Consider the following 22,526-nt stretch of genomic DNA (forward strand, 5'->3'; position numbering starts at 1 on the left):
CCACCAGTCTCCTCCGGCGCGACGGTGCCGACTAATCCACGTGGGCGAGATAACCCGCCAGCGTGCGGTCGAGGACCTCCGGGCCGGGCCGGGCCCACACCTCGGCGTTGAAGACCTCGACCTCGATCGGCCCCCGGTAGCCGGCGGCGTCCACCGCCTCCCGGAACCGGCGCAGTTCCACGCGGCCGTCGCCCGGCAGCGCCCGGCCGAGCAGCACCCCCTCGGGCAGCGGGGTGGCCCAGTCGGCGACCTGGAAGCAGGCGATCCGCTCCTCCCGGCCGGCCCGGACGATCTGCGCCCAGACCCGGTCGTCCCACCAGAGGTGGTAGGTGTCCACCACCACCCCGACCGTCTCGGCGGGATGCGGCGCGGCCAGGTCCAGCGCCTGGCCAAGGGTGGACACGACGCAGCGGTCGGAGCAGTACATCGGGTGCAGCGGCTCGATCGCCAGCCGTACCCCGGCGGCGCGGGCGTGCGGCACCAACTCGCCGATCGCCTCGCCGACGTGCGCGCGGGCCGCGTCCAGGTCCCGGCTGCCGTCCGGCAGGCCGCCGGAGACCAGCACCAGTACCGGCGCCCCGAGGGTGGCGGCCTCGTCGATCGCGCGGCGGTTCTCGTCGTACCAGTCGGGGGTCTGGAAGAAACCACCCCGGCACAGCGAGGTGACCGCGAGCCCGGACTCGCGCATCAGCGTGGCGGTCTTCTCCAGGCCGTGTGCGAGGGTCTCCTCCCGCCAGAGCCCGACCTGGGTCACCCCGACCGCCAGGCAGCCGTCGACCAGCTCCGGGATCGGCCAGTACTTGGCGGTGGCCTGGTTGAACGAGAACCGCGCCGGGACCGCGCTCATTTGGTGGGTTCGCCGTCGAGGGCCGGGATCTCGATGCGCCGGCCGTCCCGGGCGGAGGCGAGTCCCAGCTCAGCGAGCTGCACGCCCCGGGCGCCCGCCCACAGGTCCCAGCTGTACGGCTCGTCGGCGACGACGTGCCGGAGGAACAGCTCCCACTGCGCCTTGAAGCCGTTGTCGAACTCCTCGTTGTCCGGTACGACCTGCCACTGTGACCGGAAGTCCTCGGTCGCCGGCAGGTCCGGATTCCACACCGGCTTGGGCGTGGAGCCACGATGCTGGATCCGGCAGTTGCGCAGCCCGGCCACCGCACTGCCCTCGGTGCCGTCGACCTGGAACTCGACCAGTTCGTCCCGGTAGACCCGGACGGACCAGGAGGAGTTGATCTGGGCCACGATCCGACCGGACTGTCCGGGCCGCTCGATCTCGAAGATGCCGTACGCGGCGTCGTCGGCGGTGGCGTCGTAGCGCTCGCCGGCCTCGTCCCAGCGCTGCGGGATGTGCGTGGTGACGTGCGCGGTCACCGCCGCGACCCGGCCGAAGATCTGTTCCAGCACGTAGTGCCAGTGCGGGAACATGTCGACGGTGATGCCGCCGCCGTCGGCAGCCCGGTAGTTCCAGGACGGCCGCTGGGCCGGCTGCCAGTCGCCCTCGAAGACCCAGTAGCCGAACTCGCCGCGCACCGAGAGGATGCGACCGAAGAAGCCGCCCTTGACCAGGCGGTCGAGCTTGCGCAGGCCGGGCAGGAAGAGCTTGTCCTGCACGACGCCGTGCTTGATCCCGGCGGCGTCGGCGAGCCGGGCCAGCTCGATCGCCCCGGAGAGGTCCTCGGCGGTCGGCTTCTCGGTGTAGATGTGCTTGCCGGCCTCGATCGCCAGCCTCAGCGCCTTCTCCCGCTGGGCGGTGACCTGCGCGTCGAAGTAGACCTGCACGTCCGGACGGGCCAGCGCGGCGGGCAGGTCGGTGCTCCACTCGGTGAGCCCGTGCCGCCGGGCGATCTCCTGGAGCTTGATCTCACTGCGGCCGACCAGGATCGGTTCCGGCCAGAGCCGGCGACCGTCGGGCAGTGCCAGCCCGCCCTGCTCCCGGATGGCGAGCAGTGACCGGACCAGGTGCTGCCGGTAGCCCATCCGGCCGGTCACGCCGTTGAGCACGATGCCGATCGTGGTGCGGCCCATGTACGTCGCCTCCTCAAGGCTGGCTGATCCGCGGGTGCCACTCGTCGAGCGCGCGGGGGTACGTGGTGCGGTGGGGTCGTCCTGGCGCGCGATGGTCGCGGTGGAGCACGCCGTACGTCGGTAAGCGCTTTCCCGGATTACGCTACCGACTCCTTTCCGATTCGGGCAAGAGCCTGCCGGCCCGCCGGTGATCTTCAGCCGCCCGGGTCACCCCGCCCCTCGACGGCCGCGAATCTCCCGGGTCGCGCCGCGCTATTCTCACCTGCAACCGGCCACCGGGCGGTCGGGGAAGGACGCAGTCGATGGCCACTCTGGCGGATGTCGCACGGCGGGCCGGCGTGTCACCCGCCACCGCGTCGAGGATCATCAACGGCAGTCCCAAGCCGGTGACCGACGCGCTCCGCGAGCGGGTGCTGGCGGCGGTCGAGGAACTGCAGTACGTCCCGAACGCGCACGCCCAGCAGCTCGCCCGTAGCCATCGCAGCGCGGTCGGCGTGATCGTGCACGACGTCTCCGACCCGTACTTCTCGGAGATCACCCGAGGGCTGCAACGGGTGGCCACCGAGCACGGCCGGCTGGTCATCATCTGCAACACCTACCGCGACCCGGACAAGGAACTGGAGTACGTCGAGCTGCTCCGAGCCAACCAGGCGGCCGCGATCATCCTGGCCGGCTCCGGTTACCACGACGAGCAGTTCACCAACACCCTCGACGCCAAGCTGCGGGTCTACCAGTCCACCGGTGGGCACGTCGCGGTGATCGGCCGGCACGAGCACAGCGGACACGCGGTCATCCCGGCCAACGAGGCCGGCGGCTACCTGATCGGCGCCGAACTGTACGGCCTCGGGCACACCCGGATCGGGGTCGTCGCCGGGCCCCGACGCCTGACCACCACCACCGACCGGCTCGCCGGGCTGCGCCGGGCCGCCCGGGAACACGGCCAGAAGCTCACCGCACGGCAGATCGTCTACGCCGACTTCGACCGCTCGGGCGGTGTCACCGCCACCGCCACGCTGCTGGAGACCCACCCCGAGGTCACCGCCGTCGTCGCGCTGAACGACTCGATGGCGATCGGCGTCCTCGCGCTGCTGAGGTCCCGGAACATCGACGTACCGGGCCAGATCAGTGTGGTCGGCTTCGACGACATGCCGATCGCCCGGGACGTGACGCCCGCGCTCACCACGATCCGGCTGCCCCTCGCCGACATGGGAGCCCGGGCCATGACCCTCGCGCTGCAACCTCCCGAGCCGCTGAACACCCCACAGATCGAACACGTCGCCGCGGAGCTGGTCCGCCGGGAGAGCAGCGGACCGCCCGCCGGCCGGTAAGCCCGGCGCGGCGAGTTGCACAGCGACTCGTACGTATGTTCGAATAATGGCCATGCGCTGGGAAAACCTGACGTCGGCTCCCCCCGACAGCGGTACCCCTCCGGGGGCGGCGCCGGCGGCTCCACCCCTGCCGCTGGCGCTGCCCGGCGCGACCGTCCGCACCTTCGACACCCCGGGCTTCGCCGGGATGACGTTCTACGAGGTGCATGCCAGGTCGATCATCAACCGGGTGCCCGGCGCCTCGCGGGTGCCGTTCCAGTGGACGATCAACCCCTACCGCGGGTGCAGCCACGCCTGCGCCTACTGCCTGGCCGGCGACACCGCGATCCTGCTCGCCGACGGGCGCACCCGGGCCCTGGCCGAGCTGCGGATCGGCGACCAGATCTACGGCACGGTCGCGCAGGGCAACCACCGGCGCTACGTCCGGACCGAGGTGCTGGCGCACTGGTCGACGGTGAAGCCGGCGTACCGGATCGTCCTGGCGGACGGCACCGAGCTGACCGCCAGCGGCGACCACCGGTTCCTCACCCCGCGCGGCTGGAAGCACGTCGTCGCCGCGCTGCCCGGCGAACCTCCCCGGCCCTACCTGGCGATCACCGACAGCCTGGTCGGCACCGGCCGGGCCACCCCCGGTCCCGCCGACATCCCCGTCGGCGGGCTCGACGGGACGATCCTCGGCAGCCGGGCGGCGCTGCGGATCCGCCGGATCGAGCCGCTCGACCGGGAGCTCCAGCTCTACGACATCACCACCGGCACCGGCGACTTCGTCGCCAACGGGGTGGTCAGCCACAACTGCTTCGCCCGTGGCACACATACCTATCTCGACCTGGACGCGGGTCGCGACTTCGACAGCAAGGTGGTCGTCAAGGTCAACGCGGGCGAGTTGGTCCGCCGCGAGCTGGCGGCACCGAAGTGGTCGGGCGAGCACATCGCGATGGGCACCAACGTCGACTGCTACCAGCGGGCCGAGGGTCGCTACCGGCTGATGCCGCCGATCCTGGCGGCGCTGCGCGACTTCGCCAACCCGTTCTCGATCCTGACCAAGGGCACCCTGATCCTGCGCGACCTGCCCCTGCTCCAGGAGGCGGCCACGGTGACCCGGGTCGGCGTCTCGATGTCGATCGGTTTCGTCGACGAGCGGATGTGGCGCTCCGTCGAGTCCGGCACGCCCAGCCCGCGACGCCGGCTCGACGCGGTACGCCGGCTGACCGACGCCGGCTTTCCGGTCGGGGTGCTGATGGCCCCGATCCTGCCCGGGCTGACCGACGGCGACGAGTCGATCGAGGAGACGGTGGCCGCGGTCGCGGCGGCCGGCGCGGTGAGCGTCACCCCGCTGCCGCTGCACCTGCGTCCCGGCGCCCGGGAGTGGTACGCGGGCTGGCTGGCCCGGGAGTTCCCGCACCTGGTGCCCCGTTACCGGACCCTCTTCGGGCGGGGCTCCTACCTGCCGCAGGCATACCAGCGCGAGCTGACCGGCCGGGTCCGGATGGCGGCCCGCCGGTACGGCCTGCACCGTGGCGAGCCGGGCGAGGCCCGCCGGGTGCCGACCCCGGCGCCCGCGGTCGAACAGCTCACCCTGCTCTGATCAGCGGCCCGGCCCGCCGGGACACGGTGGAATGTCGGTGCCCACCGCACTAGTCTCGGGAGGTGCGTAGCCCTCAACAGATCCTGGCCGACGCCCGGGTGATCGCCGTGGTCGGGGCATCCCGCGACCCGGCCAAGCCGGCACACAGCGTTCCCGCGCAGATGCAGCGGCACGGCTGGCGGATCATCCCGGTCAACCCGAAGGCGGACGAACTCTTCGGGGAGCGGGTCTACCGTTCCCTTGCCGAGATCCCGCATCCGGTCGACCTGGTCGACGTGTTCCGGCCGGCCGAGGACGCCGTGCAGGTGGTCCGCGACGCGGTCGCGATCGGCGCCCCGGCGGTCTGGCTGCAACTCGGCATCGTCTCGGCCGAGGCCCGGCGAATCGCCGAGGAGGCCGGCATCGACTACGTCGAGGACCGCTGCCTCGCGGTGGAGCGCGCCACCGGCGGACTCTCCCGGCGTACCTGAGGGTCCCGCCGGAGCCCGGTGTGCCGCTGCTCCGGCACCACTCGCCGCGCGCCATCCCGGACATTTGCCATGAAAGGCGGCGCCGAAGGGTAGCGTTCCCCCGGTAAGGAGGGGAACACCGATGAACAACCCAGGGCCCGGTGAACCGCAGGATCCGCAGGGTTCCCCGACAGGGCCCCCATCCGGCTCTGGCGAACGCGCTGACCAGCCCGGCCAGTACGGCGGCTACCCGGACCCGCCGGGTTACTCCGGCCAGTACGGCTATCCCGGTCAGTACGGCTATCCCGGCCAACCCGAGCAGCCCGGTTACCAGGACCAACCCGGTTACCACGCCCAGTACGGCCACCAGGGCCAACCAGGCCAGTACGGCTACCAGGGCCAGTACGGCCACCACGGTCAGCCGAGCCAGCCCGGTGCCCCGGGCGGGCCCGGCCACTACGGTCAGCCGGGCCGACAGCCCGGCATCAATCTGCTGGCGATCCTCTCCCTCGTCTTCGCCTTTGTCTTCGCGCCGGCCGGCATCGTGCTCGGGCACCTGGCCCGACGCCAGATCCGCAGTACCGGCGAACAGGGCGGCCAGCTGGCCACCTGGGGACTGGTGCTCAGCTACATCTTCACCGCGCTCTACCTGATCGGCTGCTGCGGCTGGCTGGCCCTGGTGAGCTGGGCCGGCGCGGAGGGCGACGGCGGCGCGTACTGATCGAGGGGCCGTGGCGACGACGGCGGGCCCGGATCGCCGGACCGCTCGCGGACGGCGGCCCGGCTACCGGTACTCCGCCTCCCGCACGCTGTTGCCGCCATCCACCACCAGCATCTGGCCGGTGATGTACGAGGCGGCCGGCGAGCACAGGAAGGCGATCGCCGCGGCGACCTCGTCCGGGGTGCCGGGGCGGCCGACCGGGGTACCGAGCCCCTGCTTCAGTTCGGTCATCGTGGACGCCGCGGTGTAGATGGTCCCCGGCGCCACCGCGTTGACGGTGACCCCGTCGGCGATCATCTCCATCGCCAGTGCCCTGGTCAGCCCGACGACGCCGGCCTTGGCAGCCGCGTACGCGGCCTCGGTGGGCAGCGCGTTGACCGGGCCGGCGGTGGCGGCGAGGTTCACGATCCGTCCCCAGCCCCGTTCGGCCATGCCGCCGCTGAACGCCCGGCTGCACAGGAACGCCGTGCTCAGGTTGCGTTCGATCTCCCGGTGCCACTCGTCGTAGCTCAACTGGGCGACCGGCCGGAGGATCTCGGGACTCGCCCGGCTCGCCAGTCCGGCGTTGTTGACCAGCACCTCCACCTCGCCGAGCTGCTCGACGATGGCGTCGGCCAGCGCGCCGACCTCGGCTTCGTCGGTGAGGTCGGCGACGAAGCCCGTCGCGCCCAGCTCGGTGGCCCGCTCGTGGATGCGGCGGGTGGTCGAGACGATCGCCACCCGGGCACCGAGCGCGCAGAGCCGGCGGGCGGTCGCGTACCCGATCCCGTCCGGACTGCCGGCGCCGGTGACCAGCGCCACCCGCCCGTCCAGGCGCATCGTCACCGGTTCGGCGTCACCGACCGGCGCTGTCGGCCGGCCCGGGTCGATGCTCTGCGAGACCGTGCCCTGCGAGCCGGTACGGGGCCGGCGGGCCAGCGCGGGGCGCGTGGCGTCCCGACGAGGCCGATTACCGGATCTGTCCCCGGCACGCGCGTCGAATACCATGCCCGCGATCCTGCCGGTTCCAGCCGATACGGGCAACGCCGCACCGCCGTGGCAGCGCCGACCACACGTCCGGCGGGACCGGCCCCGGTTCGTCGGCCGCCCCGCCAGGCCGGACGCGGGGACACCTGGCTGGCGGACGCCGACTACCCTGGCGACGCATCCGAACGGACGAAGTGAGAGACCTCGAATGACCGACCCCCAGCAGAGTGCCTACTCCAGCGATCCGTCCTGGCAGGCACAACCACCGGCCCAACCACCGGCCCAACCCGGGGGCTACCCCGATCCGGGCTACCAGCCCATCTACCAGGACCCCACGGTGCAGGCGGACAACCCTCACCAGCCCCACCAGCCGGGATATCCGGCCGACCCCGGCTACCCGACCCAGGCGTACCCGGCCGGCACCGATCCGATCAGCGGCCAGCCGGTGATGCCTCCGGGCTATCCGCCGGTCGGCTATCCGGTCGTCACCCCGGGCCCGTCGACGAACGGCCTCTCCATCGCCGCGATGGTGGTCGCCATCGTCGGTGCGATCGGGCTCTGCGCCTACGGGTTCGGCGGCTACCTCGGTGCCGTCGGAGCGATCCTTGGGCACGTCGCCAGCAAGCAGATCCGCGAGCGCGGCGAGGGCGGCGAGGGATTCGCCAAGGCCGGCATCATCGTCGGCTGGATCTCCACCGCTATCGCGGTCCTGGCCACCATCGCCATCGTGGTCTTCTTCGTCTGGTTGGCCAACCAACCGTCGCCGTCGTACGACAGCGGCTACTGAGCATTTACGACACCCGGCTACCGAGCACCCGGACCAGCAGGAGACGCCGTGAACCCAGGCAGCACCGGTAACCCGTCCGAGCCCACCAGCGCCCCGGACGCCGCCGCGCAGCCGGCCGTCGACCCCGGCCAGTACCCGGGGCAGGCCGGCGCGGCGCAGCCGGGTTGGACGCCGGGCTATCCCGGCTATCCCGGCTACCCCTACGTGGCCCGTCGCCCGACGAACGGGATGGCGATCGCCGCCTTGGTCACCGGGATCGTCGCCCTGTTCAGCTGCCAACTGGTCGGCGTGGTCGCGATCTATCTGTCGAAGAAGGCGCGTACCGAGATCGAGGCGAGCGGCGAGGAGGGCGGCGGCTTCGCCACCGCCGGCCTGGTACTCGGCTGGGTCTCCGTCGCGATGGTCGCCCTCGGCCTGCTCTTCTTCCTCGGCTACCTGGTCTTCATGGGCGTGCTCTTCGCGACCACGGCGAGCACCTGAGGCTGTCCCGGCGGAGGTCAGTTCCGCCGATCCGGTGTGCCCCTGCCGGAGCGTGGCCCGCTCTGCCGGGGCGGCTCGCTCTCCGGCAGGGGCCCCGCCTCCGGTGGCGCGGGTAGCGGTTCCGCCTGCGTCCCGGTGCCCGGACGCCGGCCGGCCCGCGCCTCGCCGTGTAGTACGACGGCGACCCCGGCCAGCAGCAGGAGCAGCCCGGGCAGGGCGGCCGTCCGGGGCGCCTGCCCCAGCCAGGCCCAGGCGAGCAGCGCGGCACCCGGCGCTTCGAGCAGGAAGAGCACGCTGATCGTGGTCGCCGAGATCCGGCGCAACGCGTAGTTGAACATCGAGTGCCCGAGCAGTTGCGCCCCCACCACCAGCCCGAGTACGGCGAGCCAGGTGCCGGCGTCGTAGCCGCCGAGGCGTACGCCCCCGGCCAGGCAGACCAGCAGTAGTGCCGCCGCGCAGACCCCGTAACAGATGGTGGTGTAGCCAACGGTGCTGATGGTGTTCCGGACCCGTTCGCCGAGGGCGGTGTAGACCGCCGCCGCCATCCCACCGGCGACCGCGAGCAGGTCACCAGCGACGGCCCGACCGGAGACCCCGAAGTCGGCGCCGACCGCCCAGATCGCGCCGGCCACCGCCAGCCCGATGCCGAGCCAGGCGACCGTGGAGAGCCGCCGGCCCTGGCCGAGCGCGATCAGCCCCTGCCAGACCGGCTGGGTGACCACCAGTGCGGTGGCGGCGGCCACCGAGGTCAGCTGGGCGCTCGGCATCCAGGTGGCGAAGTGCATCGCGAGGGCGAGACCGGCGAGTACGCAGTAGCCCGCGTCCCGCCGGCCGGCGCCGCTGGCCAGTGCCCGGAACTCGGCCCGGCGCCGGAAGACCGCGACCGGCCCGAGCGCGCCGACCGCGAGGAAGTTGCGCCAGAAGGCGATGGCCAGTGCGGGGGCGGCGGCGAACGCGATCAGCGGCGCGGACGACGAGACCGCCGCGATGGCCACGGTGACCGCGCCGATGCTCAGCGGGTCGACCGAGGTCCGGGGCGACGATGCGACGGCGGGCACGGAGAAATCCTCACATGTCACTGGGGGCCACCGACTGATCGACAAGTCGTTACCATCGTCCGATCCGCCTGGCTCCATCCGGTTCGGAGGCTGCTCCCCCATGCCCACATACCGGTTCCCCTCCCCGACAGAACACCGTCCCGCCCCGGCCAACCTCACCCCGGACCACCACCCCACCCCGGACACACCCGCCCCGGACCACCACCCCACCCCGGACCACCTCACCCCGGCCAACCTCACCGCGAGCGACTCCACCGCGGACGGCTCCGGCCCGGACGAGCCAGCAGGACCGGATCGGCCGGACCCGGGCGGGGCACCGCTTGGCGACCGCGTCGTGGCGCAGCCGGGGCGCCGCCTACCCGCGTACCGGGCCGTGATCTTCGACTTCTTCGGCACCCTCACCTGTGCCAACCGGCGGGGCCGGCAGCACGCGGTGGTCGCCGCGCTGCTCGGCTGTGCCGTGGAGGCGCTGGTCGAGGTGCTCGACCGGTCCTTCTACCTGCGCGCCACCGGGGCGCTCGGCGACGCCACCGACACCATGCGCTGGATCTGCGCGCAGACCGGCGTCCGACCCTCAGCCGCCGACCTGCGCGCCGCCGTCGAGGCCCGGGTCGCGGCGGTACGCGCCGACACCCGGCTCCGTCCCGAGGCGGTGACGGTACTGCGCGCCGTACGGCGTCGGGGTGCCCGTACCGCGCTGGTCAGCGACTGTACCCACGAACTTCCGGCCCTCCTGCCGCGCCTGCCGGTCGCGCCTCTGCTCGACGCGGGGGTCTTCTCGGTACAGGTGGGTGTCTGCAAGCCCGATCCGGCGATCTATCTCGCCGCCTGCCACCGGCTGGGCCTCGCTCCGGGCGACTGCCTCTACGTCGGCGACGGCGGCAGCCAGGAACTCACCGGCGCCACCCGAGCCGGGATGACCGCGATCCGGCTGGCCGCCGCCGACCTCGACGCGCACCTGGTCTTCAACCCGGACCATGGCTGGACCGGCCCGGCACTCAGCTCGCTGACCGAGGTTCTCGGGCTGCTCGACGTACCCCCGCTCCGCCTCGACGTCGGGTTCCGTGCCGGTCCCGGGTGAGGCAGGATGCGGGGTGTGACGGACGAGCAGGTGACCCCGGTCTCACCGCTGGTGGCGGAGGCGGTGAAAAAGGCCGCCGTGGCCTGGGTGGCGGTCGGTGACCGGCCACCGGTCGCGCTGTGGTGCGTCCCACTCGACGGCGGGCTGTACGTGGTGAGCGGTCCCGGTGAGCAGTCCGCGCCCGGACTCGCCGAGGCGGACACTGCGACGGTGACGCTGCGCGGCGACCACGGTGGGCGGATCGTCACCTGGTCGGCAGAGGTGTCCCGGGTCGCACCGGAGAGCGAGCAGTGGGCGACGGTGGCCCCCCAGGTGGCGGCCAAGCGGCTCAACGCCTCCGGCAGCCCGGCGGACCTGGCCGAGCGATGGCGGGCCGGCTCTGTGCTCAGCCGGCTGACCCCGGCCGGGCCGCCGCTGGCCGCCGGAGAGACCCTGCCGGACGACTCGCTCGCCGCCCCGCCACGCGAGGCCACCGCGGTCCGGCCGACCCGCCGGCCGTTCCGGTTGCACCGGGTCCGGCGCCGCTGACCGGCCGGCCGTGCTGCGGTCGGCGGAGCGGGAGCGCGGCGCCTGGCGGAGCGGCTGGCGGGCGACCAAGCACCGCACCGGAAGGCGACGGCAGCACAGAGCACCGCATCGCAAACCCGACGGCAGCGCAGAGCACCGCAGCGTGCACCGCAGGACGTCGGACCAGAGAAACGCCGCGCGCCTCAAGGGGCTAGGCGCGCGGCGAACTTCAACGATCGTCGCACCCGGGCGGGTACGGCGTCTACCCGCCAAATCGCCAATGTCCCCACCCAGGGCTGAACGTCCGACTTGCCGCCCACGTCGTGCGATTCCCTCTCGTCGGTTGGACGCCGCCGGGCCGGGCGTCCGTCCGGGTGGGCCAGCCGGTCGGCCCGCTCGGCGACGTAGCATGGCGAATATGTCTGCGCCAACCGTTCCCGGCCAGGGGGCCGCCGCCTCCGGCACCGGCTCCGCCATCCGGCCCACGAACGCCGTCGAGGAGGCGGTGCACGCCGCGCTCGCCACCGTTGACGACCCGGAGATCCGCCGGCCGATCACCGACCTCGGCATGGTGCGCTCCGCCGTGGTCGCCGCCGACGGCACGGTACGGGTGGAGTTGCTGCTCACCGTCGCCGGCTGTCCGCTGCGGGACAAACTGCGCACCGACATCACCGCGGCGGTCGGCGCGGTGCCCGGGGTGACCGGAGTCACCATCGACTTCGGCGTGATGAGCCCGGAGCAGCGGCAGGCCCTCCAGGCCCGGCTGCGCGGCGGCGGGCAGAGCCAGGAGCCGGTGATCCCGTTCGCCCAGCCCGGTTCCCGGACCCGGGTCTACGCCGTGGCCAGCGGCAAGGGCGGGGTCGGCAAGTCGAGTGTCACCGTCAACCTGGCCGCCGCGCTCGCCGCCAAGGGGCTCTCGGTGGGCGTCGTCGACGCGGACATCTACGGCCACTCCGTGCCCCGGATGCTCGGCGTCGAGGGCCGGCCGACCCGGGTCGAAGACATGATCATGCCGCCCCAGGCGCACGGGGTGAAGGTGATCTCGATCGGCATGTTCACCGACGGCAACGCGGCGGTGGTCTGGCGGGGCCCGATGCTGCACCGCGCGTTGCAGCAGTTCCTCGCCGACGTCTACTGGGGCGACCTCGACGTCCTGCTGCTGGACCTGCCGCCGGGCACCGGCGACGTGGCCATCTCGCTGGCCCAGTTGCTGCCCAACGCGGAGATCCTGGTGGTGACCACGCCACAGACGGCAGCGGCCGAGGTGGCCGAGCGGGCCGGCGGGATCGCCCTGCAGACCCACCAGCGGCTGGTCGGGGTGGTGGAGAACATGTCGTGGCTGGACCTGCCGGACGGCTCCCGGATGGAGGTCTTCGGCTCCGGCGGTGGCGCGACGGTCGCCGAGTCGCTGACCAGGGTTATCGGCGCACAGGTGCCGCTGCTGGGTCAGATCCCGCTCGACACCCGGGTCCGCGAGGCGGGCGACGCCGGTGACCCGGTGGTGCTCGCCGAGCCGGATGCGCCGGCCGCCAGGGCGCTGGCCGCGGTGGCCGACCGGCTCGCCGTACGTCGGGAGTCGCTGCTCGGCAAGCCTCTCGGGCTACGTCCCTCCGGTCGCTGACCCCGCCCCGGCCGACCGCGGCGCGCGGGGGGTCAGGTGGCGTCGACGTCGAAGGCGTGGCGCTGGGCCGGCGGTACGTCGCCGCCGGTACCCGGGGTCGAGGCGGTGACGCCACCGGTCGAGCCGGCGGTGGAGGGGCGGATGTCCGCCGAGGCCGCCACGTCGTCGACCTCCCGGCGTACGTCGGTCAGGTCGGAGCGGAGCTTCTCGAACGTCCCCTCCAGCGGCTTCCGGATCGCCTGCTCGTCCTCCTCGCTCAGCAGGTGCTTGCGGATGAACGCCTTCGGGTGCAGGTCCTCGAGCTGGATGTCGGTGCCCAGCTCGCGGCTCAGGTCACCGGTGGCGTTGCGGGCCATGTTGCGCAGGTTGCGCAGCATCCGGAGGCCGTCGCTGATCACGGCCGGCAGCCGGTCGCCGAAGATCAGGAGTGCGACCAGCAGCAGCGTACCGATCTCCCACCAGTTCAGGTTCTCGAACACGCGCTCGCCTCCTCGTCCCGCCCACGGCAAGAGTACGCACGCCACCGCCGGCCGTGGGAGGGGGAGCCGACCGCTACTTCGCGTCGGCGACCGGACCGCTACTTCGCGTCGGCGGCCAGGGTCACCGAGGCGGCCTGCCGCTCCGACCCGCGCCGGTACTCGACGTTCACCACCGAGCCCGGTGCGTACTTGCGGACCAGCGCGATCAGATCGCTCGGTTCCTCCAGCGGCTTGCCGTCGAGCCTGAGCAGCACGTCACCGGCGCGCAAGCCGGCGGCGGCGGCCGGCCCGCTCGGCTCGACGGCGGAGATCCGCACCCCGCCCGACGCGCCGGATCGGGTGCCGCCGACCGACGCGCCGATCACGGTCCGGCGCGCCCTGCCGGTGTCGATGATCTCCTGAGCCAACCGCTTTGCCTGGTTGATCGGGATCGCGAAGGCCAGGCCGACGTTGCCGGCGGTCTCCTCGTCGGCGGCCGGCGTCTGGATCACCGAGTTCACCCCGATCACCCGCCCACCGCCATCGACCAGTGGACCGCCGGAGTTGCCGCGGTTCACCGCGGCGTCGGTCTGGATGGCCGCGTAGTAACGCACCTGCCCACCCGTCTCACCCTGCCGGAAGGTCCGGTCCAGGGCGCTGATGATGCCGGCGGTGACGGTGTTGGCCAGCGACAGCGGCGTGCCGAAGGCGAGCACCGGGTCGCCGACCGCCACGCCGTCCGAGTCGCCGAACTCCACCGGCTTGAGACCGGTCCGGGACACCTTGATCACGGCGATGTCCGCCTCGGGATCCTTCCCGACCACCTCGGCGGGTGCGGTGGAGCCGTCGTTGAACACCACCGTCGCGGTGTCGGTGCCGACTCCGACCACGTGGTCGTTGGTGATCACGTAGCCGTCCTGGGTGACCACGAACCCGGAACCGAGACCGATGCCGCCGTTGCCGCTTACCCGTACCGTCACGACGCTGGGCAGCAGCCGGGCCGCGACACCGGCCAGCGAGTCGGGTGGACGCCGGGCCGTGACCGGTGGCTCTCCGGCGGTCGAGCCGAGTGCGGTCGTACCGGTGACACCGCCCCGCACGGCGAAGGCGTACCCGAGGGAACCGCCCAGCGCGCCGGCCAACAGCGCGGTGACCAACGAAACCAGGAAGACCCGGGTCAGTCCGCCCCGGCCGGTGTCCGGGTCGGTCACCGGCTCGGGTTCGGCACCCGTACCCGAGGCCGGTGTCGCCTGCACCACCACCGCCACCGGGGTGGCCGGGTTCCGCCACGGGTCGCGCAGCGCGTCAGACCACCACGGGGACGATCCCGGGTCGACGGTCGATCCGGGCGTCGCCGGCCCGACCGTCGGGGGCGTCGGCGGCCCGGGATTCCCCGGCCTTGCCGTCCCATCGGGCTGGCGCCAGTTCCAGCCGTCCGTCACGTTCGCTGCCTCCCACAGTCCGTCCCCGAAGCCGGGCGCCGCGCGGGCCGGAGCGACCGGTTCCGGCCGCGGCGTCCGGGTTCCGCTTCCAGGATCGCACGGATGGCCGAAGACCGGTCATCGTTGCTCGGAGGCAGCGGCGACCGTCCGAGGTACGCGCCTGCCGATCACGTACCGCCACCCTTAGGCTCATACCCGCAACCCCGCCCCGGTCCGCCGTCCCACCTCCACCGTTCCACCGTCGCCCCGCCGACCCGCCGCCCGCAAGCTCCGCCCCGCCGGAAATCCCGGTACGGCCCCGACCCACAGCGCAACCGAGCCCTCGTCCCAGATCCCGTCCCAGGTTCCATCCCCAGCCGAGTCCCTCGCCGCCCGGAGGTGCCCCATCGCCACGGTCGCCCGGTCAGTCAGTACGACGACCGCCCAAGCACTCCAGTTCGCCGAAGCGTACGTCGCCGAGGACCTGGTCCTGCGTACCGCCCGTAGCCTGGCCAGGGAGGTCGGACTCGACGCCGTCACGCCGGGGACCGGTGCCACGCTCCGGCTGCTGGCCGCGGCCGGCAGCGCCCGAGCCGTCGTGGAGATCGGCACCGGCACCGGGGTCAGCGGCCTCTGGCTGCTCCGCGGCATGCGCCCCGACGGCATCCTGACCACGATCGACGTGGAGACGGAACACCAGCGGATCGCCCGGCGTATCTTCCAGGAGGCGGGTTTCGCCTCCGGCCGTACCCGGATCATCACCGGCCGGGCGCTGGACGTGTTGCCCCGGCTCGCCGACGGCGCCTACGACCTGATCTTCGTCGACTCGGAGGTCGCGGAGTACAGCGCCTGTGTCGAGGCGGCGCTGCGGCTGCTGCGCCCGGGCGGGGTGCTCGCGCTGCACGGCGCGCTGGCCGCCGGCCGGATCGGCGACCCGGCCGCCCGGGACGTGGAGACGGTGACCGTCCGGGAGGTGGCCAAGGCGGTCCGCGAGTCCGAGGAGTGGACCCCGGCGCTGCTGCCGACCGGTGAGGGGCTGCTCGTCGCGGTCAAGCGCTGACCGGCCACGGCACCGCCGCCGGACACCGGCCGGTCACGGCTGGGTCGCCAGCCAGCGCAGCAGAGTGCGTACGCCCCAGCCGGTGGCGCCCTTGACCAGCTCACCGTCGTTGCCGTCGGACCAGGACGGCGCCGACATGTCCACGTGCACCCAGCGGTCCCGCAGGTCACCGACGAACTCGCGGAGGTAGAGCGCGGCGGTGACCGATCCGGCGCCCTGGTTCGGGGCGCTGTAGAGGTCGGCGATCTCGCTGCCGAGGTACTCGGCGTAGTCGGCCGTCAGCGGCATCCGCCAGGCCCGCTCGCCGGCCGCGTCGGCCGCCGCGAGTACCGCCTCGGCCAGTTCGTCGGTGTCGCTGTAGAGGGCGGCGGTCCGCTTGCCGAGCGCGACCGCGTTCGCCCCGGTGAGCGTGGCGAGGTCGACGAGCAGGTCCGGGGCGAGCCGCGCCACGGCGTAGCCGAGCGCGTCGGCGAGAACCAGCCGGCCCTCGGCGTCGGTGTTGGTGCTCTCGCTGGTCAGTCCGTTGTAGTGCCGCACGACGTCGCCCGGCCGGTACGCCGAGCCGCTCGGCATGTTCTCGGCGAGTGGGGCGAGCGCGGTGACCCGGACCGGCAGCCCGAGCGCGGCGGCACCGAGCGCGGTGGCGACCACGGCCGCGGCACCGCCCATGTCCTTGCGCATCAGCTTCATGCCGTCCCGAGGCTTGATCGAGATGCCGCCGGTGTCGAAGGTGATGCCCTTGCCGACGAGTACGACGTGCCGCTGTGCCCCCTCGGGCCGCCAGCGCAGCTCGACCAGCCGGGGTCCCTGTGCCGATCCCCCGCCGACGGCGAGGATGCCGCCGAACCCCTCGGCGGCGAGCCGGTCCGGCTCCCGGACCTCGACGGTCAGCCCGTCCCGCCCACCGGCCGCCTCGATCACCCGGTCGACGAACCACGCCGGGGTCTTCAGCGAGGAGGGTGTGTTGGTCAGGTCCCGGGCGAACCGGGTCGCCTCGGCCACCGCCCGGGCGGTGTCGAGCGCCGCCCGGTAGGGCTCCGGGTCGGCGACGGCGAGCAGTACCTCGGTCAGCGGGGGCGGGTCGCCGGCGGATCCGTCGACGCCGGGCATCCGGAACCGGTACGACGCCAGCCAGATCCCCTCGGCGAGCCCGCGTACCGCATCCCGGGATGCATCGACCGGAATGGCTATAGTGATCGAACTCTCACGGGCGGCCGCCCGGACCATCGCCGCCCCGGCGGACCGCCAGCCGGCCTCGTCGCCGGCGCCCACCCCGGCCAGCAGCAGCCGGGTCGGGCTGCCCTGCGGCCGGATCGACCGGTGCAAGGCGCCGGCGCTCCCGGGCTGATCGAGGTGCGGCAGCAGGGCGGTCGCCTCGGCCGCCAGCCCGGCCGGCAGGGCGAGGAGGGTGGGCAGGGCTCGCACGCTCGGCCCGGCGCTGTCCTCGGGACCCGAGCCGGCCTGGCCCGTACCCGAGCCGGCCTGGTCGGTCGTGCCCGAGCCGGCCTCGTCGGTCGTGCCCGAGCCGGCCTCGTCGGTCGTGCCCGGAGCTGCCCGCTCCGGCCCGTCGGTGGGCCTGCCCGGCGCCGGATCGGGCGCGATCGGCAGGGCCAGGGTTTCGAACCCGGTCGGGTCGACTACCAGACGGATCGACAGCACGCCGACGGCACCTCCAGACGATCTTGTATGAACGGGGAGAAGGTACCCCGCCCGACATGACGACCCTGGGCCACCGGCGGCGCCGCCGGTGGCCCAGGGTGAGAAACCCCGCCGGACGAGACGTACCGCCCGGAGGAGTCGGCGTTCACTTAGCCGGCGGCGGCCTTCAGCGCGTCACCGAGCGCGTTGGCCTCGTCGGGAGTCATCTCGACGACGAGCCGGCCACCACCCTCCAGCGGAACCCGCATGACGATGCCCCGGCCCTCCTTGGTGACTTCCAGCGGACCGTCGCCCGTCCGCGGCTTCATCGCCGCCATGTTGTCTCCCCTCAGACCTTCATCAGGGTCGGTGGGTTATCCCCACATCCATTTGGTCAGCATCACCGCCCAAGGCCGCGGTGCCGACCAACGATTTTCCCTGATGAACACCGCCGGACCCAAACCGAACCGGCGTTGATGTAACAGCATCTAGCTTATCTTGAGAAGGGGTGTCACAATGTGCGGTCATGCAGGCACGGTCGGCACTCTTCGACCTGTACGGCGACTACCTCCGCACCCGGGGTGGACGCGCACCGGTGTCCGCGCTGGTCAAACTACTCTCCCCGCTCGGCATCGCCGCACCCGCGGTCCGCACCGCGGTCTCCCGGATGGTCCGGCAGGGCTGGCTGCACCCGCTCCGACTGGCCGCCGGACCGGGCTACCTGCTCACCCCGAGAGCGGCCCGCCGACTCGACGAGGCGGCGGCCCGGATCTACCGCACGGGCAAGATCGGGTGGGACGGCCGATTCGACCTGATCGTGCTTGAAACGGGCATGAACCGGCGGGACCGGCAACGTCTCGCCGCCAACCTGAGCTACCTGGGCTACGGCATGCTCGACGAGCAGACCTGGGTCGCCACCCGGCCCGGTGAGGACGTGGACGGCCTGCTGGCCGAGGCCGGGGTGCGCTACGAGCGGTTCACCGCGGCGCACACCGCCGGCACGCCCGGGGCGATGGGAGTGGTCCGGCGGGCCTGGGACCTCGACGAGATCGCCAACGCGTACCAGGAATTCGTCGCCGCGCAGCGGCCACTGCTGGCCGGGGTGACCGTACGCAGCCGTGACGAGGACGCGTACGCCGCCCGGTTCCGCCTGGTGCACGCATGGCGTACCTTCCTCTTCCGGGACCCGCAGCTGCCCCCCGCGCTCCTGCCCGAGCGGTGGCCGGGGACCAGCGCCGCCGCCTTCTTCGACCGGCACGCCGCGCGACTGCGCCCAGCCGCCGACCGCTTCGTCGAGCAGTGCCTCGACGGTGCCCACCGAATCCCCCGACAGAAGGGTCGACACCCGTGACCGAGCCGTTGCTCATCGACCGCTCCGACTCCGTGGTCACGCTGACCCTGAACCGGCCGGCCGCGATGAACGCGCTGAACGTGGCGCTGAAGGAGGCGCTGCGGGACACGCTGGCCGAGCTGGAACAGGACCGCTCCTGCCGCGCGGTGGTGCTCGCCGGCGCCGGATCGGCCTTCTGCGCCGGCCAGGACCTCCGGGAACACGCCGCCACGCTGGCCGACGGCAACACCGACCCGCTCGGCACGGTCCGGACCCACTACAACCCGATCGCCGCCCGGCTGGCCAGGCTGCCCAAGCCGGTGATCGCGGCGGTACGCGGCATGGCGGCCGGCGCCGGAGCCTCCCTCGCCCTCCTCGCCGACTTCCGGATCGGCGGTCCCGGCACGAGCTTCCTGATGGCCTTCGCCAAGGTCGGGCTGGCCGGCGACACCGGCGCATCCTGGTCACTGCCCCGGCTCGTCGGCCACGCGAAGGCGATCGAACTGCTGATGCTCGCCGAGCCGGTACCGGCCGACGAGGCGCACCGGCTCGGGCTGCTCAATCGGCTCGTCGACGACGAGCAGGTGCTGGAGACCGCGCAGGAGTTGGCGGCCCGGCTGGCCGCCGGACCGACGGTGGCGTACGGGGCGATCAAGCGGCAGCTCTCGGTCGGCGACGCCGGGACCCTCTCCGAGGCGCTGGCCGCCGAGGCACAGGCGCAGGCGATCTGCGGAGCCACCGCCGACCACCGGGCCGCCACCAGCGCCTTCCTGGAGAAGCGCCGGCCGACGTTCGAGGGCCGCTGACCCGACCTGCCGCAGCGTGGCACGCCGCACCGGCGGTGCGGCGACGGCAGCTCGCCGCCGTCGCGGGTTGTCGGATATCCGACAACCCGTCTCAGGTCACTCCGGTCGCCGGTTCAGTCGTCGGGCCGGTTCAGTCGTCGTCCTCCTCGGGATCCTGGTTGGCCTCGACGCCGAGCACGAACGCCTGCATCGCCAGCTCGTCGTCGGACGGCGCGACGAACGCTGGCAGCTCGCGGGGCCCCAGCTCCTGCACGTACGCCCAGAACAGTCGGACCGCCTCGGCCGGCGACCCCGCCTCGATCGGCAGATCCAGGCTGACCAGGTAGTTCCGCCGCTCCGGCGCCGGGCCGACCCGCCCGACCAACTCCTCGAAGACCGCCGGGTCGACCGGGGTGACCGGGCCGTGGAGGGTGAGTCGGTCGGCCGGCACGGGAGCATCGAAGACCTGCCGGGTATACGCCACGGCCAGCGGACCGGGCGAGGCCGGTCCGGCCTGCGGATCGTCCGGGTCCCGCTCCTCGACACCATCGGTGGCGATCACCCGGCCGAGCGCCACCACCAGCGGCGGCTGCTCGTCGCGGACCACCAGCACCGGATCGCCGGGGCCGGGCCGGGGCGCCCCGTTGAGACCGGTCAGCTCCAGGGTGTCGTGGTGGAAGAGCCGCTCGGCCTCGTAGCGTTCCCCGGGGATGACGACCGCCCAGCTCCGGCCCACACCCGCTGCACTCATCAAGAGCCGCCCGAGAAACCCCTGGCTCCGGCCACGGGGAGGAAAGGATGCTCGGAGGTGGTGTCGTTGGTTGTCGGCATGGCGTCGCCTTCTCTGGGTGCACGGAACTGTCGGACGTGGCTGGAATGCTTCAGCCGTGGGGAAGCGTCAGGCCGCTATCCCATCACGGCGGCGACGGTCGGCGGCGGCACGTGGCGGCCGTCGAGTCGTACGTGGCAACCGTCGAGGTGATCGTCGACCATGCCGGTCGCCTGCATCAGCGCGTACGCCGTGGTGGGGCCGACGAATCGGAAGCCCCGCTTCCGGAGCGCCTTCGCCATCGCGGTCGACTCGGCGGTGATCGCCGGCACCTCCGCGACGGACCGGGGCCGGGCCACCCGGGCGGCCGGGGCGAAGGACCAGAGCAGCGCGGTCAGCCCGTCCGGCAGGTCGAGCGCGGCCCGTGCGTTGGCGATCGCCGCGTCGATCTTCGCCCGGTTCCGTACGATGCCGGCGTCGGCCATCAGCCGGGCCACCTCCGCATCGCCGTAGCCGGCCACGGTCTCCAGATGGAACCCGTCGAAGGCGAGCCGGAACGCCGGCCGCTTACGCAGAATGGTCAGCCAGGAGAGTCCGGACTGGAACGCCTCCAGCGTCAGCCGCTCGTAGAGCGCGTCGTCGCCGTGCAGCGGCCGCCCCCACTCCTCGTCGTGGTAGACGGCATAGTCAGGGGTGCTCGCGCCCCAGCCACAGCGGGCCAGCCCGTCGGCGCCGGTCACCAGATCAGTCACGCGGTCAACGGTAGGCCAACCGCCCGACAACCCACAGGTGACCAGGAGCACCGGCCAGGCATCCCCGTGCCGAGCCGGCCAGGCATCCCCGTCCCGAGCCGGTCAGGGCAGTTGTCCGCGTTCGACCAGCCGGGCGAACCGCTTCAGCGCCTGGGTGAGGCCGAACTTGGAGCCGGGCCAGAGCACCGGCCAGGCCACCCGGCCGGCCGAGCCACCGGGCAGGTGGAACCATTCGTGCCAGACCACCTGGGTGCGGTCCTGGGCCATCTGGGTGCAGCGCAGCACACCGGGACCGCGCAGTAGCCGCCCGCAGTGCACCACCCGCACCTCGTACGGCGCGTCGACCCGGACCACCCGCATCTCGTCACGGAGTACGGCCGGCCCGACCGTGGTGACTGCCTCCACCAGGCTGCCCTCGCCGCCGTCCCCCTCCAGCAGGCGGACCCGAGTGAACGGGATCCAGTCGCCCTGGCGTTCCCAGGCGGTCAGCGCGGCGAAGACCCGGGGTGCGGGGGCGGCGACGATAACCGTGGCGGTGACCTCCCCGGTGCCCGGCTGAGCGGCCGCCCGGAGCCCCTCGGTGTCGTTCGGGTCGGCACCGCCCGGGTCGGCGGTGCTCATGCCCGCTCCGGTTGCTCCGCCGGTTCGCTCGGCCCAGCCGCCGCACTGCCCGACCCGGCCGATGCGTCCGACCCAGCCGCCGCACTGCCCGACCCGGCTGGTGCGTCCGCCCGGGTCGGCCGGTCGTCCCCGTTCCCGGTGGTCGGATCGTCACCGGTCGCTGCGGTGCTGGTCGGCTCGGCGCTGGTCGCATCGGCGCTGGTCGGCTCGACGCTGGTCGGCTCGGCCGGCTCGGCGCCGACGGCCGGCCGGACCGACGCGGCGGGTTCGGTCAGATCCCCGTCCTCGGCCTCGATCACGGATCCGCCCTCCCGGACCGAGCGAGCCCGGACCGTCGCCCCGGCGTCGTCCGCCCGCTCGGCTGCCCGCTCGTCCGTACCCTCGTCCGCCCGCTCGTCAGTCGAGGACGCGGCGGGCTGCGCCGCAGCGGGGTCGGACCGGGTGGACGGATCGGCTCTGAAGGCGCGCTGCGGTAAATCGAGCGGTGCCGGCTCGGGCGGACCGGGCCGCTCGCCGGAACCGCTCGTACCACCGGCGGCATCGGCCGGCCCGTCCACCGGCGGCACCGGCGACGAGTGCCCGCCGATCCCGCCGGTCGTCGCCGCGGCCGCCAGCGCACGGGCCGAGGAGCCGTCGAGCGCGCCCTCCGGCGCGGTGCCGGCCGACCCGACCGGTACCAGCGCAGCCTCCCGGGCCCGGCGCAGCACGTCGGCGTCGTCCAGCCGCCCCTCCCGCAGCGCGGTCACCTCTGCCTGGAGCACGCCGATCAACTCGTCCTTGTAGCCGATGTCGTAGGCGGTGCGGCGCAGCGCCTGGTCGACCTGTGCCATCCGGTAGCCCCTCAGCGCCAGATCGAACCGGACCTGTCCGACGTCGGTCTCCAGCAGCGGCCGGTTACCGGGCAGCGGCACTGCCCGACCGTCCGGCTCGGCGGTGCCCAGCCCCGGATCGGAGCCGGTCACCAGCACCGTCACCCCGAAGACCACCGCCGCGACGGTCAGCGCCACGACCAAGAGGAGCAGAACCTGACCCATCCGCCGATGGTGGCATGGCGAGCCGGGTCGGGCGACCCCGCCACCCCGGTCAT

22 protein-coding genes and 2 pseudogenes are annotated in these 22,526 nt (G+C 73.2%); 12 read left to right on the forward strand and 12 right to left on the reverse strand.

The genetic code is table 11. From position 1 onward, the window contains the following. Window positions 1-31: 31 nt before the first annotated feature. Together EV371_RS30610 and EV371_RS30615 are read right to left on the reverse strand one after the other, a co-directional pair. Window positions 32-847, reverse strand: coding sequence for a sugar phosphate isomerase/epimerase family protein (locus EV371_RS30610; RefSeq protein WP_130465107.1), 816 nt, complete (start codon window positions 845-847; stop codon window positions 32-34). After that, window positions 844-2,022 (reverse strand): Gfo/Idh/MocA family protein, encoded by a 1,179-nt coding sequence (locus EV371_RS30615; protein WP_130465108.1) that lies wholly within the window; start codon window positions 2,020-2,022, stop codon window positions 844-846. The genes EV371_RS30610 and EV371_RS30615 overlap by 4 nt, the downstream gene beginning before the upstream one ends. 302 nt (window positions 2,023-2,324) lie before the next feature. Here EV371_RS30615 and EV371_RS30620 point away from each other — a divergent pair, with 302 nt between their 5' ends. The 4 genes from EV371_RS30620 to EV371_RS34805 all read left to right on the forward strand — a co-directional run bounded on the left by EV371_RS30620 (window position 2,325) and on the right by EV371_RS34805 (window position 6,105). Next, window positions 2,325-3,350 carry a LacI family DNA-binding transcriptional regulator gene (locus EV371_RS30620; RefSeq protein WP_130465109.1) on the forward strand — a complete coding sequence of 342 codons (1,026 nt, stop codon included), beginning with the start codon at window positions 2,325-2,327 and terminating at the stop codon, window positions 3,348-3,350. Window positions 3,351-3,402: 52 nt separating this feature from the next. Continuing rightward, window positions 3,403-4,935, forward strand: coding sequence for an Rv2578c family radical SAM protein (locus EV371_RS30625; protein ID WP_130466334.1), 1,533 nt, complete (start codon window positions 3,403-3,405; stop codon window positions 4,933-4,935). A gap of 62 nt (window positions 4,936-4,997) precedes the next feature. Next, a complete protein-coding gene (locus EV371_RS30630; protein ID WP_130465110.1) occupies window positions 4,998-5,405 on the forward strand; it encodes a CoA-binding protein in 408 nt (135 codons plus the stop codon). A 121-nt stretch (window positions 5,406-5,526) separates the two neighbouring features. Further along, complete coding sequence (locus tag EV371_RS34805; RefSeq protein ID WP_486484859.1) at window positions 5,527-6,105, forward strand: DUF4190 domain-containing protein; 579 nt, start codon at window positions 5,527-5,529, stop codon at window positions 6,103-6,105. A 63-nt stretch (window positions 6,106-6,168) separates the two neighbouring features. On the opposite strand, the gene EV371_RS30640 is transcribed toward EV371_RS34805, so the two are convergent. After that, on the reverse strand, window positions 6,169-7,023 hold the full coding sequence (locus EV371_RS30640; RefSeq protein ID WP_486484990.1) for an SDR family NAD(P)-dependent oxidoreductase: 855 nt from the start codon (window positions 7,021-7,023) through the stop codon (window positions 6,169-6,171). Between the two features lie 256 nt (window positions 7,024-7,279). Between EV371_RS30640 and EV371_RS30645 the strand changes: the two genes are divergently transcribed. Next, window positions 7,280-7,858, forward strand: a complete 579-nt coding sequence (locus EV371_RS30645; protein ID WP_130465112.1) for a DUF4190 domain-containing protein — start codon at window positions 7,280-7,282, stop codon at window positions 7,856-7,858. A 48-nt stretch (window positions 7,859-7,906) separates the two neighbouring features. Continuing rightward, a complete protein-coding gene (locus tag EV371_RS30650) occupies window positions 7,907-8,338 on the forward strand; it encodes a DUF4190 domain-containing protein (protein WP_130465113.1) in 432 nt (143 codons plus the stop codon). Between the two features lie 107 nt (window positions 8,339-8,445). On the opposite strand, the pseudogene EV371_RS30655 reads toward EV371_RS30650, so the two are convergent. Continuing rightward, window positions 8,446-9,396: pseudogene (locus EV371_RS30655) on the reverse strand (DMT family transporter); the annotation flags it as partial. A gap of 100 nt (window positions 9,397-9,496) precedes the next feature. Between EV371_RS30655 and EV371_RS30660 the strand changes: the two are divergent. The 3 genes from EV371_RS30660 to EV371_RS30670 all read left to right on the forward strand — a co-directional run bounded on the left by EV371_RS30660 (window position 9,497) and on the right by EV371_RS30670 (window position 12,605). Further along, a complete protein-coding gene (locus EV371_RS30660) occupies window positions 9,497-10,477 on the forward strand; it encodes an HAD-IA family hydrolase (RefSeq protein WP_207230653.1) in 981 nt (326 codons plus the stop codon). Window positions 10,478-10,483: 6 nt separating this feature from the next. Continuing rightward, a complete protein-coding gene (locus tag EV371_RS30665; RefSeq protein ID WP_130465115.1) occupies window positions 10,484-11,005 on the forward strand; it encodes a hypothetical protein in 522 nt (173 codons plus the stop codon). A 397-nt stretch (window positions 11,006-11,402) separates the two neighbouring features. Continuing rightward, window positions 11,403-12,605, forward strand: coding sequence for an Mrp/NBP35 family ATP-binding protein (locus tag EV371_RS30670; RefSeq protein ID WP_130465116.1), 1,203 nt, complete (start codon window positions 11,403-11,405; stop codon window positions 12,603-12,605). 32 nt (window positions 12,606-12,637) lie between these two features. On the opposite strand, the gene EV371_RS30675 is transcribed toward EV371_RS30670, so the two are convergent. Then, window positions 12,638-13,084 carry a twin-arginine translocase TatA/TatE family subunit gene (locus EV371_RS30675; protein WP_130465117.1) on the reverse strand — a complete coding sequence of 149 codons (447 nt, stop codon included), beginning with the start codon at window positions 13,082-13,084 and terminating at the stop codon, window positions 12,638-12,640. A 98-nt stretch (window positions 13,085-13,182) separates the two neighbouring features. Continuing rightward, on the reverse strand, window positions 13,183-14,505 hold the full coding sequence (locus tag EV371_RS30680) for a trypsin-like peptidase domain-containing protein (protein ID WP_130465118.1): 1,323 nt from the start codon (window positions 14,503-14,505) through the stop codon (window positions 13,183-13,185). A 463-nt stretch (window positions 14,506-14,968) separates the two neighbouring features. On the opposite strand from EV371_RS30680, the gene EV371_RS30685 reads away from it, so the two are divergent. Continuing rightward, a complete protein-coding gene (locus EV371_RS30685) occupies window positions 14,969-15,544 on the forward strand; it encodes a class I SAM-dependent methyltransferase (RefSeq protein ID WP_130465119.1) in 576 nt (191 codons plus the stop codon). Window positions 15,545-15,577: 33 nt separating this feature from the next. Here EV371_RS30685 and EV371_RS30690 read toward each other — a convergent pair whose 3' ends face one another. Together EV371_RS30690 and EV371_RS30700 are read right to left on the reverse strand one after the other, a co-directional pair. Continuing rightward, the gene (locus EV371_RS30690) at window positions 15,578-16,969 is read right to left on the reverse strand and encodes a M17 family metallopeptidase (protein ID WP_130465120.1); all 1,392 of its coding nucleotides are present in this window, start codon (window positions 16,967-16,969) and stop codon (window positions 15,578-15,580) included. Window positions 16,970-17,352: 383 nt separating this feature from the next. Then, window positions 17,353-17,520 carry a DUF3117 domain-containing protein gene (locus EV371_RS30700; RefSeq protein ID WP_007455245.1) on the reverse strand — a complete coding sequence of 56 codons (168 nt, stop codon included), beginning with the start codon at window positions 17,518-17,520 and terminating at the stop codon, window positions 17,353-17,355. A gap of 188 nt (window positions 17,521-17,708) precedes the next feature. Between EV371_RS30700 and EV371_RS30705 the strand changes: the two genes are divergently transcribed. Together EV371_RS30705 and EV371_RS30710 are read left to right on the forward strand one after the other, a co-directional pair. Beyond that, complete coding sequence (locus tag EV371_RS30705) at window positions 17,709-18,533, forward strand: PaaX family transcriptional regulator C-terminal domain-containing protein (protein WP_130465122.1); 825 nt, start codon at window positions 17,709-17,711, stop codon at window positions 18,531-18,533. After that, on the forward strand, window positions 18,530-19,318 hold the full coding sequence (locus tag EV371_RS30710) for an enoyl-CoA hydratase-related protein (RefSeq protein ID WP_130465123.1): 789 nt from the start codon (window positions 18,530-18,532) through the stop codon (window positions 19,316-19,318). The genes EV371_RS30705 and EV371_RS30710 overlap by 4 nt, the downstream gene beginning before the upstream one ends. A gap of 130 nt (window positions 19,319-19,448) precedes the next feature. Here EV371_RS30710 and EV371_RS30715 read toward each other — a convergent pair whose 3' ends face one another. The 4 genes and pseudogenes from EV371_RS30715 to EV371_RS34810 all read right to left on the reverse strand — a co-directional run. Continuing rightward, a complete protein-coding gene (locus EV371_RS30715) occupies window positions 19,449-20,048 on the reverse strand; it encodes a hypothetical protein (protein ID WP_130465124.1) in 600 nt (199 codons plus the stop codon). A 155-nt stretch (window positions 20,049-20,203) separates the two neighbouring features. Then, window positions 20,204-20,818 (reverse strand): DNA-3-methyladenine glycosylase I, encoded by a 615-nt coding sequence (locus EV371_RS30720; RefSeq protein ID WP_130465125.1) that lies wholly within the window; start codon window positions 20,816-20,818, stop codon window positions 20,204-20,206. 102 nt (window positions 20,819-20,920) lie between these two features. Beyond that, entirely contained in the window at window positions 20,921-21,439 is a 519-nt protein-coding gene (locus EV371_RS30725; RefSeq protein ID WP_130465126.1) for an SRPBCC family protein, read from the reverse strand. A 425-nt stretch (window positions 21,440-21,864) separates the two neighbouring features. Next, window positions 21,865-22,473: pseudogene (locus EV371_RS34810) on the reverse strand (DivIVA domain-containing protein); the annotation flags it as partial. Between the last annotated feature and the right edge of the window lie 53 nt (window positions 22,474-22,526).

This window comes from Plantactinospora sp. CNZ321 (assembly GCF_004217235.1).